The 12,749-nt window shown below is 38.5% G+C and carries 11 protein-coding genes; 4 read left to right on the plus strand and 7 right to left on the minus strand.

Translation table 11 applies throughout. The annotated features are described in order from the left end of the window. Positions 1-29: 29 nt before the first annotated feature. The 3 genes from IGI38_RS14870 to IGI38_RS14880 are packed head-to-tail and all read right to left on the minus strand — an operon-like array spanning position 30 to position 4,207. Positions 30-1,010, minus strand: coding sequence for a family 43 glycosylhydrolase (locus IGI38_RS14870; RefSeq protein ID WP_438732037.1), 981 nt, complete (start codon positions 1,008-1,010; stop codon positions 30-32). 25 nt (positions 1,011-1,035) lie between these two features. Further along, positions 1,036-1,518 (minus strand): PTS sugar transporter subunit IIA, encoded by a 483-nt coding sequence (locus IGI38_RS14875; protein ID WP_438732039.1) that lies wholly within the window; start codon positions 1,516-1,518, stop codon positions 1,036-1,038. 16 nt (positions 1,519-1,534) lie between these two features. Beyond that, positions 1,535-4,207: a glycosyl hydrolase gene (locus IGI38_RS14880; RefSeq protein ID WP_438732041.1), complete on the minus strand. Its 2,673-nt coding sequence runs from the start codon at positions 4,205-4,207 to the stop codon at positions 1,535-1,537. A 136-nt stretch (positions 4,208-4,343) separates the two neighbouring features. On the opposite strand from IGI38_RS14880, the gene IGI38_RS14885 reads away from it, so the two are divergent. Next, the gene (locus IGI38_RS14885; protein ID WP_438732043.1) at positions 4,344-5,318 is read left to right on the plus strand and encodes an AraC family transcriptional regulator; all 975 of its coding nucleotides are present in this window, start codon (positions 4,344-4,346) and stop codon (positions 5,316-5,318) included. A gap of 140 nt (positions 5,319-5,458) precedes the next feature. On the opposite strand, the gene IGI38_RS14890 is transcribed toward IGI38_RS14885, so the two are convergent. From IGI38_RS14890 to IGI38_RS14900, 3 genes are all read right to left on the minus strand, one after another. Further along, entirely contained in the window at positions 5,459-6,415 is a 957-nt protein-coding gene (locus tag IGI38_RS14890) for an ornithine cyclodeaminase family protein (protein ID WP_438732045.1), read from the minus strand. A gap of 120 nt (positions 6,416-6,535) precedes the next feature. Next, positions 6,536-7,600, minus strand: a complete 1,065-nt coding sequence (locus tag IGI38_RS14895) for a proline racemase family protein (RefSeq protein ID WP_438732047.1) — start codon at positions 7,598-7,600, stop codon at positions 6,536-6,538. Between the two features lie 34 nt (positions 7,601-7,634). Continuing rightward, complete coding sequence (locus IGI38_RS14900) at positions 7,635-8,012, minus strand: RidA family protein (protein ID WP_438732048.1); 378 nt, start codon at positions 8,010-8,012, stop codon at positions 7,635-7,637. A gap of 281 nt (positions 8,013-8,293) precedes the next feature. Here IGI38_RS14900 and IGI38_RS14905 point away from each other — a divergent pair, with 281 nt between their 5' ends. Next, entirely contained in the window at positions 8,294-8,995 is a 702-nt protein-coding gene (locus IGI38_RS14905) for a TetR/AcrR family transcriptional regulator (RefSeq protein WP_438732050.1), read from the plus strand. A 365-nt stretch (positions 8,996-9,360) separates the two neighbouring features. Continuing rightward, on the plus strand, positions 9,361-10,695 hold the full coding sequence (locus IGI38_RS14910; RefSeq protein ID WP_438732051.1) for an MFS transporter: 1,335 nt from the start codon (positions 9,361-9,363) through the stop codon (positions 10,693-10,695). Between the two features lie 31 nt (positions 10,696-10,726). On the opposite strand, the gene IGI38_RS14915 is transcribed toward IGI38_RS14910, so the two are convergent. Continuing rightward, positions 10,727-11,596: a helix-turn-helix domain-containing protein gene (locus IGI38_RS14915; protein WP_438732053.1), complete on the minus strand. Its 870-nt coding sequence runs from the start codon at positions 11,594-11,596 to the stop codon at positions 10,727-10,729. 121 nt (positions 11,597-11,717) lie between these two features. On the opposite strand from IGI38_RS14915, the gene IGI38_RS14920 reads away from it, so the two are divergent. Next, the gene (locus IGI38_RS14920; protein ID WP_438732055.1) at positions 11,718-12,608 is read left to right on the plus strand and encodes a DMT family transporter; all 891 of its coding nucleotides are present in this window, start codon (positions 11,718-11,720) and stop codon (positions 12,606-12,608) included. Positions 12,609-12,749: the final 141 nt, after the last annotated feature.

The following is a 12,749-nucleotide window of genomic DNA, read 5'->3' on the forward strand; positions in this document are numbered from 1 at the left end:
TGATCCATTAGATTGTCCTTTCAGTATTTTTAAGTGGTCTCCGGTTTCCATTTTTTTTGAAATTTAAGTTTAGGCATTTCATTTTCAAATTCAAAAGGCAGCCAAACGTATTCCGAAATACTTGTATCAATTTTCCATGAGCTTTTTTCAATCGGTTTTGCCAAATCAACAATCCAACGATCCCCGATAGCAATATACAAATCTTTCCCTTCGACCTTCAACACACTGCTGATTTGAGAATTGAAACTGTTTTTTTCACTATCATCAATACAAGGGTCTCCCATGATATACCAAGGGCCGTGCATCCTCTCCGCTCTGGCTATTAGTGACGAGTTCGGATAATAACCCGTTGTACCTGAAGTGATCATGTAATAATGGCTATTGCGTTTAAAAATGGCTGGCGCTTCTCTAGCAATAGGTGGACCTGCAAAATGCAGATGCGAAGTATACTCTCCAGTTAAATCTGTATAATCCTCATTTAAATCCGCTACAATAACTTCAGTATGAACTTTTCCAAAGACTAGGTATGCTTTCTCGTCATCATCTACAAATAGATCAAAATCTCCGCTGCTCATCTCTAAAGGAACAATTCGTTTGATCAGTTTAAACTCTCCGGTTATCGTTTTTGAGGTGGCGATCCCCATGTATTGATCGTTCCAATCGCGTGGATTCTCATCTGAACCAACTAGTTTGCACCACATGACATATTCCTGGTTTTTCCTGTTGTAAATGACGTGAGGGCGATCCATTATTCTTGAAGGATGAAGCGGATTTCCTAAATCTTCTGACGGCTTCAAAATCGTATTTTCAAATTGCCAGTTCACTAAGTCCTCTGATGAATAGCAGTTTACGCCTTTGTGCCAAATGCCCGAGTCGGCTTTCGAGTCCTGTTTGTTTTCTCCAAAGAAATAATAACGCCCCTCAAAATATTTCACGCTGCCGCCATGGGCTTGAATCCTCTGGTCTTGATCATCAAACCAAGGAACGTCTAATTCAATTTCTTTTTTCATTATCTTGCCTCTTTTCTCTTGTTTTTCAATTAGATATCAGTAATGTAGCAATGCTTTCACCGTGACGCTTATCACCAATCGCATCGATTATCAGATTGTCATTTTCACTATTAGTGAGTACTACAATGATCTCAGTTGAAAATCCACTTTTTCTGATCCGTTCTAAATCAACGTTTGCAAGTTGCGTGTCTTTCGTAACCTCTGATTTCTTATCAACAAGGATTTCAAAACCTTCACCATTGAGCTCGACCGTATTGATCCCTATGTGGACAAGAAACTCTTTTCCGTCATCAGTTGTGATCCCAATCGCATGATTAGCAGGGAAAATTGATGTGATGATTCCTTTTAGGGGCGAATAGATTTTTCCGTTAATTGGCTCTACCACAAATCCATCACCAATGATTTTTTGCGCAAACACAGGATCCGAGCATTCATCGATGAAGGTAACTTTTCCGTCCACCGGATTGTATAAATTAATCTTTTTTGCTTTTTGCTTTTTACCAAACATGATTCTGCCTCCTTTCCTAGTTCGTCTTTTTTATATGAGTCAATTCTAAGTTCACTTCTCCACTTAACCCCAATGGTTCAAAATTAAGATACTGTGATAGAAAATCCTTCATGTATCGCCCTAAGCTATTAACTACTTCAATTTTTAGATGATTTGTCCCAACACTCAGATGATCAGTCAAATCGAAATCATATGGATAACTGATTCGCGTAGCGATCTTTTTCTGATTGAGATAAACTGTTGCAATTTCATTGGCATTTTCAATCTTCAAGTCCGCTCGATAAAAGGTATCCTTGATCTCCAGCTCCGTCTCATAACTAATGGTGCCGCTAAAGTCTTCTAGTACATCACCTAATCCTAAAAGAGGAAGATGTTGGACAATCGCTGGATACACGGATTGAGAATTCTCGACCCCTTTTCCATCAACAGCAATCGCCCATTGATGACTCGTCAGATCATAAATGGTAGTCGGCAGCGTTTCAGGTATTTTCTTTTGTTCCTCTAATAGACCACTATCTTCAAAAAGAAGAATGCTTTCACCTTTAGCCAAAGAAAATTCAAATCCCTCAGTTTGCTTGATTAATCGTTCTACTTTATTGGTTAGCGGATTAACGGAAAAGAGCTGTTCATCTGTTTTAAGATTGCATTTAAAGTTTACGTTAGATAGCATGCTTTCATTAAAAAGCATATAAATCGACTGCTTCTCTTGTCGATAATGAAAGTACCGAACATCCTTGTAAACATGAGCTGTTTCCAATTGATCAATGTCCATTGTGAGCAACGCTAGAGAGAGAGCCTCTAAAGCGAAAGTCGTCGCAGTTTTCTGGAGCTGAGAGATTGTTTCAGCTATATCGGTTCCTTCACTGGCTCCTTTTAGAAAACCGTCAATAAATAGTACATCGACCCCTTGTCCCGCCAATAAGTTCAGCTTTTTGATCGTCTTCTCAGGCAAATACTCTGAATAAGGAATTAACAGTACTTTAAATGCATGGGAATTGATATGAAAAGCCTGACTATTAGAAGAGCTGTTCTCCACCATTTCACAAGAAACAAAATCAAACTCAATTTGATTTTCTGTCAAAATTTTAGTGACTTTTTGAAACGGCAGTGTATTTCCGGTCCATTCTGCCTCCGCATTGTATAATACAGCAACATCCGAACAGTGTTCACCACCGCTAAACAAATCACTGATTTTATTCATATAACGCATCAATTCACCAAACCCAAAATATTGCGGGTTTTCTCCATGAGCATAAAAATGAGGCGGACAATCTGAATCGGGAAATTCTTTCATCGTGAAGGCATGAGGAACAAAATAGTTAACTCCGCGAACAAGCAAGTGATCTGCCATCCATTTCATCAATTTTGTTCCTTCCGCCCATCCATAGGCGCCGAAAACTTCGCACATCGTTCGCCCTTTTTTCTTTGGATCTAGATAAGCCAACGAAGTCCCTAGTTTCGCCAAGGCATAATGGAAAAATTCACCATCCCAGCCGTTTGCGGTCATTGACTTGAAGTAGCCTTGATTTTGATTGGGTAAGAGCTGATGCAAGACTATATCAATACCTGACATGTCTTGACCAGCCATTGATTTGAAGAAGTGCCCGGCACCATAACCTAGACGGCTATGTGCATTATTATCCTCAATGACATGCCCAATATATTTCACCCCATGTCTCTCACACCATGCGCCGATTCTCTCGGTAAAATTGTTTTTGTATCGCTCAGTAATAAACGTCATGTATGCAAAACGCAATTGCTTCGCTTCTTCTGATTCTCCTTTATACAATAGAGGCAGACATGCTAAAAGTTCTTTTCTACTAATTTGCAAAAATGCAGCAAAATCTTCAGTCATCTCAGGATACCAAGGCAACGGCATATCTTTTTTCCCTATTGCGGCGTCGGGTCCTTTGATATTCCCAAATCGCGGTTCATCTGAGAAGAAACCTTCTATGCCACGGCCAAATTTTTCGCCATACTTTTCATAATGTGCTTCATAAACCGTATCGATGAGAACATCCGTTGCTTTAGCAACTAGAGGATTTAAATAGCCCTCCGTTGCATGCTCCCCGCCTTCTGTCGTTTCAAAACAAACAAAAATACTCCAATTTCCGTCTGGAATATCCCAGTAGAGCATATCCCCTTTTACATGTTCACTGATATCTATAAGCCTAGAGTCATCAATCTTTTCATAGCCCGTCATAGGTGCTGCGACGACAGAAAGGATTGTTCCCTTTTCTATTTTCCTTTGTTCGCTGGCTGCCGTTTCGGTACCAACATTCATAAAATTGGGCCGCTTCTGAGTTGTCCATTTAATTAATGTGCCAACATTCTTTTTAGGCCCCACCACATCTAATTGATAGTAGCTCAAGAATAATTTTTGATATTCTGGAAAATCTGCTTTAATTCTGCCAGCTGCGTAACCTGTCGGAAAATGTTTATCATCCAAGATCCAAACAGTCATCCCAAATTTTTCACATTCTTCAAGGATGATGTCTACATCTGTCCACCATTTCTCAGCTAAAAAATCTTCATGCGGACGCGACTCAATACAGATCGACTGAATGTCACTTTCAGCTATTTTCGAAATATATTCGCGAATAATGACCTCTTCTTCTCCATGCATCCATAAAAAAGGCATGATATGATTGTCATATTCATCGTTAATGATTCTCTCTATTTTTTTCAAACAAACACACCCTACATCCATAATTACTTTGATTTATTACTGTATCTAGAGTATATTCAATTCAACAAAAGAAATATATGTCAGAAAACGGTTTCTTTTGTATCATATTTTTAGATTTTTTGAAAGGAGTCTTTTCATGAATTTCAACACGGTTCAAAAAAGGATTTTCGCACTAACTGATCGTGAAGAATACTATAAAAAGAATGGCGTTCTTTCCAAGGAGTACTATCAAAAATTAGCTAAACGAGTTGTTAACGATACGGAAGTCTATATCTTTGATGATTTGATTCCTGCCGGTCAAAATTTTAACATTGTGAAGCATACCCGATTTATTCCCGTACCGCTCCACACTCATAACTTCATTGAACTGAATTATATCTATTCCGGTACTTGTACGGAACATATCGATAATCGAAAAGTCACTCTAACAAAAGGTCAAATCTGCTTGATCGATACGTCAGTTCCTCACTCTATCGAAAAAACGACGGAAGACGATATTATCATTAATATTCTTGTCAAAAAAGATTATTTTATTCAACAGCTCACACAAGAAACCTTCAAGAGCAGTATTGTCTTTGACTTCATTCTTAACGCGCTATCCGAAACACAAAGTCATGATCAATATATTGTGTTCAAAAACAATGAATATGATCAGATTCGGCTTATCATGGATCAAATTTTGTTTGAATACTTTGAAAATCGAATCGGCAATAATAAAATTATTGAAAACTTAATTGCTATTCTATTTACACTATTAGTAAGAAATTTCGAATATGACACTAATAAAAAAGAAAAAAAGAGCAAAGATCAGATCGTTGCTCTGTTAAAACATATTGATAAAAATTTCATGAATTTGACTTTGCCACAGCTTGCTCAGCGGTTCAACTATACTTCCAGCTACCTCAGTACATTGCTAAAAAGAGAAACAGGGAAAAATTTTAGCCAGCTTATTTTGGAAAAGAAATTGGATCAAGCAGAATTTCTACTGCGAAATACCGATAAATCTATCCAAGAATGCGCGCGCGATAGCGGTTTTTCTAATACTACTTATTTTTATTCGAAGTATAAAGAGCACTTCAAAAAAATGCCTTCGACCGATAGAGAGGCCTAAATAAGTGACCGTAGTCCTTTTTTTATTACTATGTATTGATTCTAAGAGACTTGGCTGTATAATAATTTATTCTGGATTCGCTTTAGCAAAAAATGAAAAGCGCTGACCGTACTAAAATAGTGCGATCAACGGTTTTTTGCTTATTTTAATTTATTGAATACTTCAATCGAAAGCGCAATATCTAAAACACCTGAACCAACACTTTCGTTTAAGGTAATCTCTTCATCGCTTTCACGACCAGTCACCTTACCTGTTAAAACTTCACCGACTGTGCCAGTGATTTTGTCTTTTGATATTGATCCTTTTTCGAATGGAATAAGAATATCACCAGCTGCTTCCCACAATCCTTCGATATGTTCAGTAATCACTTTATCCGCTCTTAACACCGTTTCTTCATCAATTTCCTGCATAAAAGAGGTGAACGATCCAATCGCATTCACATGTGTTCCAGGTTTTAGAGAACTGCCTTTGAACACAGGTTTTAAAGAGGTGGTACAAGTACAAACGATATCTGACTTCGAGACGCACTCATCTCCAGAAGCTGCTACAATAATTTTATAGGATCTATTCTTAATTTTTTCGATTCGTTCAATAAAGCCAGCAACTCTCTCTGGCGCGATATCAAAAATGTATACCTCCTCAAGCTCACGAACTTCTTGGATAGCTAGAACCTGTGAGTAGGCTTGCAAGCCGGAACCGATAATACCTAGTTTTGAGGCTGATTTCTTTGCCATCAAATCAGTCGCGATTGCCGCACTTCCACCTGTTTTAATCGCTGTTAAATAATTGGCGTCAATCAACGCTTGAAGTTCACCTGTTTCTGCTGAATACAGGCTGATTTTCGAGATTACGCTGGGTAAGCCTTTGTTCAAGTTTTCTGGAAAGACCGAGGAAAATTTTGAACCGAAAAACGGTTTATTTGTACAATTGGCAAATAGCCACTGTCCAACGTTCTCTTCACCACGGATCGGCATAAAAATACGATCTCCCGCATAAATCTCTCCTTTAACATTATCCTCATATGCTTCACGAATAGCTGGTACAACAACATCCATCGTCATTGCATTTTGAACCTGTTCTTCACTTATCTGCAGCATTTTCTTCCTCCTAAATTAAAATTCCTAAAGCCTTGTGTACGAAACTTCACATTCTTTTGCTGAAATACCAAAATCCATCCTACACAGATAGAATGGACTTCAGATATTTAGATTACTGTTTTATTCTGCCCAGATGTCTCCAATTACATAGCCTTCTGGGAATGGATCTGACGGATCAAGCACATAGTTGCTGAAACCATAAATCCAAGCTTCTCCTCCTAACGTGGGAACAACCGCTTTATAATCACCGATCGTTGTTTCCTCAACAAGATGACCAGTAAAGACATTGCCTAATACCCCTTCATGTCTGAAGGATTCATTCAACCCTAATTCACCTTTGGCATACATCGCCGCCATTTTTGCACAAGTCCCCGTTCCACAAGGACAACGATCCAAAGCACCCGTCCAAGTTGCTGGATTGTCAAAATCAACTTCTCCGCTTGCAACCATTACAGCATTTTTGCGATCCGCTTCTGGATTATCCGTTGTGCCAGACAATTGTGCGATCGTAATTCCTACACCAGGATAATGTGGATGTTCTACCGGCAGCTGATCCTGTGCAGCTCGTAAAATCAATGCGGATACTCGCGCAATTTCACCGCCTTGATCGGCCTCTAGATCAATCCATGGGAACTGTTCAACATCTGCGATAACGTAGAACATCCCACCCCACGCAATATCGACTTTTACTTTTTCAACACCATGCCCAATATGCGGCACATCAATGACTGTATCTGTATAAGGAGCAAATGCCGGAACATTTTTAAAGGTTACTTGCTTTACCTTACCGTCTTTACATTCAGCCTTGATCCCAATCAAACCTGCAGGCGCTTCCAATTGGAACTCTGTAACGGGTTCTTGCATCGGTAGCATACCTGTTTCAAGCAATACCGTTACAACAGAAATCGTATTACCTCCGCTCATCATAGGATATTCCACTTGTTCCATAATAATATAGCCAGCCGCAGCTTCGGGATTTTTTGATGGTACGATCAAATTACAGCACAATGGTGGATATCCCCGAGGCTCTCTCAGCATTAATTTGCGTACTTGATCATCATTTGCTTCCAAATATTTCATTTGGTCATATACCGTGTCGCCTGGAATTTGAGGAACACCACCAGTAATTACACGCATCGGTTCTCCCGCGTGTGTTTCAACTGCTTGAATCATTCTTTTAAACATTTTTCTATCTCCCTTCGTTCTATAAAACCTACTTTTATTCTTTTACGAAAGCTGTCATTACCATTTCTAGTGAAGCATTTGCTGGCAGATCGCTAATCTGAGAGATTACTCGAGCGGGTTTGCTATCACCAAAAAAGTTTGCATATTCTTCATTGATTGCTGTGTAATCCGCTAAATCCTTCACAAGTATGTCCACTTTAGCGACAGTCTCTAAACAGCCTCCGCCTTCTTCAACAATTGATATCAGATTATTCAAGACAAGATGTGTCGCCTTTCTGATATCTGTTTCTAATTCATTTGTTACCGGATCTAATGGCACCTGTCCAGAAGTAAAAATGAGATTTCCTTGTTTCGTTCCGTGGCAATAAGGTCCTAATGCCTTAGGTGCCCCCTTCACGCTAATTCTTTCCAATCCGCTTCCTCCATTCGATTTCTATCTGCAAAAAACGAGATTATCTCAGAAAAACATACTATTGATGATAATCGATCGACACTCCTTGACTTTACACTTTTTTTCACAATCCATTTTTCAGCCATACAAGCTATTAAATAATCTTATAGTCATATTATAATCAACTGATTATATTTTGCAACACCCTTTTTATTTTTAATTCATGATTTACGATTCTTTTTTTTAGTGTACAATAAAAAAGAAGTCCTTTATGGGCATACTACAAATCACGAGGTATAAAAATGAGATCGAAAAATAAGGAAATTCAACGTAAACGAATGCTGGGCTATTTCATTGAAGCCACTCAAATGATTATCGAAAAAGAAGGAATCGAAAATGTCACCATCAGAAAAGTCTCTTCCTTAGCCGGCTATAACAGTGCCACACTTTACAATTATTTTGAAAACCTAGATCAGTTGATCGCATTTACGTTGATCAACAATGTACGAGAATACTTTATTGCCCTCAATGAAACAATTACTGGGAATGAAGAATCCTACATCACCTTTCTGTTGACTTGGAGAGAATACGCTCTTTATTCATTCAAAAACCCGGAGATCTATTCTTATGTATTCTATTCGAAGTATTCCAGCAGTGTTCTAGGATATGTTGACAGCTACTTAGATACCTTTGAAGTGGGAGACATCTCTGAAGACAAGGAAAAGTACCACCGCTTTTTGGGCCGCTCGATCCAAGAGCGAGACGATCTGATTGGTGATCCTTGTATTAAAGATGGCTATATCGCAAAAAAAGATAAGCAGTATATCTTTGATTTTTGCTATGCTCTTAATTTGGGAATGTGCACAAAAATGAAGAATGGTGACTTTGATGATCCTCAATCAGCAACAAAGCTCTTTTTGGATTACTTAATCGACTTTTTGCTGAATCATTCCACAATCTCTAAAGACAAAGACGAATTACTAGAATCTATTCTCTCATTCTAAAAAACATTGAATGATCCTCGCATTATTGAGAATCATTCAATGTTTTTTTATTTATCCACTATTTATTCCCTTCTAGTAACGGGACAGAACAACTTTTCAAAAAAAGTCTTGCTTATTATAATCAATTGATTATAATATCGGTATACAAGTTATTTCGTAGCTTTTTAGATTTTTTTGTGAATAATTGAATAAACTTTTTTAATCGATTATTCTAATTTTACCCGACACTTTTTTTATTAACTATCTTTACACATTATGAAGTTCAATAATCTTATAGCTTTTTTTCACAATCGAATAGGAAATTCAGAACATAATTTTAAGCGTTCATTGTCTTTAGTTGATACATCAAGAAAGGAGTTTTTTATTTGATTAATAAAAGTTATACAGAAGCACCTCTATCTTCTATCCACAAAAAAATTTTTATTTGTTTTGTATTAGGACAAATTTCATGCGGTTACGCACTTGGAATCGCAGGAACTGCTCTGTCTAGTGCCACAGAACCTCTGGGGTTATCGAGTTTTTGGGTTGGCCTTTTAGGTGCTGGGACGTTGATTGGTTTATTTGGCAGCCTAATAGTAGGAGGGATTGCTGATAAAATCGGCAGAAAATCTCTTTTTATGATCGATATGTTCCTATTTACTGTTTTATCCTTCTCTCAGTTTTTTGTTTCTAATGTTGTTCTCTTGCTCATTATCAGAATTGGGATCGGAATCACCATTGCCATCGACTACACTGTAGGTAGTGCATTACTAACAGAATGGTTTCCAACCAAACGCGGACCACAATTCCAAAGTTACTTGATTATTTTCTGGATGTCCGGCTTTGTCGCTTCTTATCTGAGCGGCAGCCTCATTACTGGATTCGGCGACGATACCTGGCGCTGGATTATTATTTCTTCAGGGATTCCAGGTATTGTTACAGCTATCCTTCGTTTATTCCTTCAGATACCCGAGTCACCTAGTTGGCTGGCAAGTACCGGTAAGAAAAAAGAAGCCGCAGAGATTGTTCATCGCTACTTAGGAAACGAGTATAGTTTGCCTGTCGATGATGCTAAAGAAAACAATGAAGAACCTGCTTCATGGGGAGAACTTCTGAGTCCGCCAGTTCGACGGAACGTCTTAGTCGGCGGAATTTTCTACGCCTGCCAGGTGTTCCCTTTCTTTGGGATAGGTATCTTTCTGCCACTGCTTACTGAGAGTATGAACATTGGTAACCCAAATGTTTCCGGTGTTTTATATAATGTCTTCCAAATTGTTGGTGCTTGTATTGGTGTTATCTTGTTCCATTATATATCTCGAAGGTTTTTCATTGTCTCAACCTTTTATATTTCGGCGATTGCTTTAGCGATTATGATTATTTGGCAGTCTGCTCCACCAGTAATCACTATGATCATTTTTTCAATTTTTGCGGTGGTGTTATCCGCAGCAGTTGTACTAGAGAATCCTTATCCTCCTGAACTTTTCGATACTCGCCTTAGAGGATCAGGGCTAGGAGCTGTTATTGCTATTAGTCGTGTGGGCGCTGCTTCTGGAACCTTCTTATTGCCGATTATTACCGATCATTTTGGCGTATACGCTACATTAGGTGTATGTCTACTCTCTTTACTAATCGGTGGAATAGTCTGTCAAATGTGGGCACCAGAAACTTCCCCAAAATTTATAAAAAAAAGCAGCGTAGCAAAGACTCGTTTAGTTAATTAGTACGATTTTCAACCCAAGGACATCAATTTTCTTACTTGATGTCCTTAGGGTTTTCTGTACTCATATCATTGGCTCCAAACCGCTTCCGAAACTGCTTCGGACTGCTGCCAAATTTCCTTTTAAATCTAGCGATAAAATAGCTGAGATTATTAAATCCTACAGCGAAACAAATCTCAGATATCGGATCCTCCGTACTTAGCAGCAACTCTTTTGCCTTCAATAGACGGTAATCAATGGTATAATTCATCGGCGATTGATTAGTATAGGCTTTGAATAGATTCGTACATTTATTCTTATTTATAGGGATCACTTGAGCAATCTCCGTAACGGTGAGCTCCCGTTGAAAGTTCTTATGGATAAAATTAAGCAGCTGATAGATGTCCTGATTTTCTTTCTTTTCCGATGAAGTAGGGTAATTTTCGATCTCATTGAGACAACTAAGTATCAGTTCGTAGATTTTCAAGAAATTATAGCGTTTATTTTCTTCCACAATCCCCTTTAATAGCCCCCTTTGATGAAGGGTGAGCATCAAGAATGCACATTCAAAGTTCCGATTATTTTCTATGTCCTTGATCGTTGATCGATATAATTCCTCATTAACAAAACTAGGCGAAAAATCAATACAGACGTATTCCACCTCTTCGGTTAAAGGAAGCGCATGATGCAATTTCCGTGAATTAATGATGATCCCACTGTTTTCATGAACTTGATAAGTCTCTTTTTCAACTGACAGCTCCAGGGTTCCCGAAAGAACAAACGTTAGTTGAAACTCTTCGTGCCAATGCCACATCAGCTCATCATTTCTAGACCTCTCCAGAGTTCTATGATAGATCGCGATTGGAAAATCACCAATTCGATGTTCCGTCTGTTCCTGTTCAGCTTCATTTACTTCAAAGTACATCACCTAAGACTCCTTTACACGATAATGATAAAAATAGCATTTATTTTGATAGATATCCACGAATACGAAGCTCTATAATACAGTATCACAACAATATCGGTAAAATCAAAAGGAGATCGTAATGAACATAGCAGAAAAGAAAACAGGAATCCTATTCGCAGGAATCGCTGCGACCTTATGGGCCATTTCAGGAATATCAGGACAAATTTTATTTAACGAATATCAATTCTCTGCCGAATGGCTGGTTTCTACCCGGATGTTTATTGCAGGGATTCTGTTACTTGCTGCCTCAAAACTCATCAATTCGCACACTTTATTCGCGCCATTCAAAGATAGAAAGGATCTCCTCGCCATTCTTACTTTTTCTATTCTTGGGATGTATGCCGTTCAATATACCTACTTTAAAACGATCGAACTAAGCAGCGCCTCTTTCGCTACGATCATTCAATATACAGGACCATTTTTCATCATAATTTATGAGGCAATCAAAAGAAAAAGAATCCCTAATCGAAAAACCTTACTGCTGATGCTGCTGACACTCATTGGTGTCTTTTTGATCGTCTCCAATGGACATATCTCACAGCTGACGATCACACCCGCCTCATTGCTTTGGGGCATTGGCTCTGCTGTTTCTTTAGCCTTTTATTCCGTTCAGCCCCGAAATCTTTTAAAAAAATACGGCAGTCTGCTAGTCGTGGGCTGGGGAATGTTGATCGGAAGCATTCCCGCAAACGTGATTCAACCATTTTTCCAATATTCTGGAAAGCTTTCCCTCGGCTCGCTGCTTCATATCTTGATTGTGATCGTACTTGGGACAGCTGTTTCTTACTTCATTTACTTATCTAGTTTGGCCTATATTTCATCTTCATTAGCCAGCATTTTAACCGCCTTCGAACCGATATTTGCGACATTTTTATCCGTCCCAATTTTTCATACCTCATTGACACTTGTCGCCACGATCGGCTTTTTTATCGTCATAGGAACCATTCTGCTATTGCAGAAAGTTTTATAACAAATCACTCAAAACAGTATCGCTGGATGCTGTTTTTTTCTTTTTCGAAAACAGATTATTAACACTGCTAAACAGGTTTTATTACTAAAAAAGAACGATCTCTCCTATATACAAAAAAGCGATCCGTTGTCAAAATGCCCG

Origin of the sequence: Enterococcus sp. AZ128 (assembly GCF_051714485.1) — a bacterium.
GTDB lineage: Bacteria > Bacillota > Bacilli > Lactobacillales > Enterococcaceae > Enterococcus_A.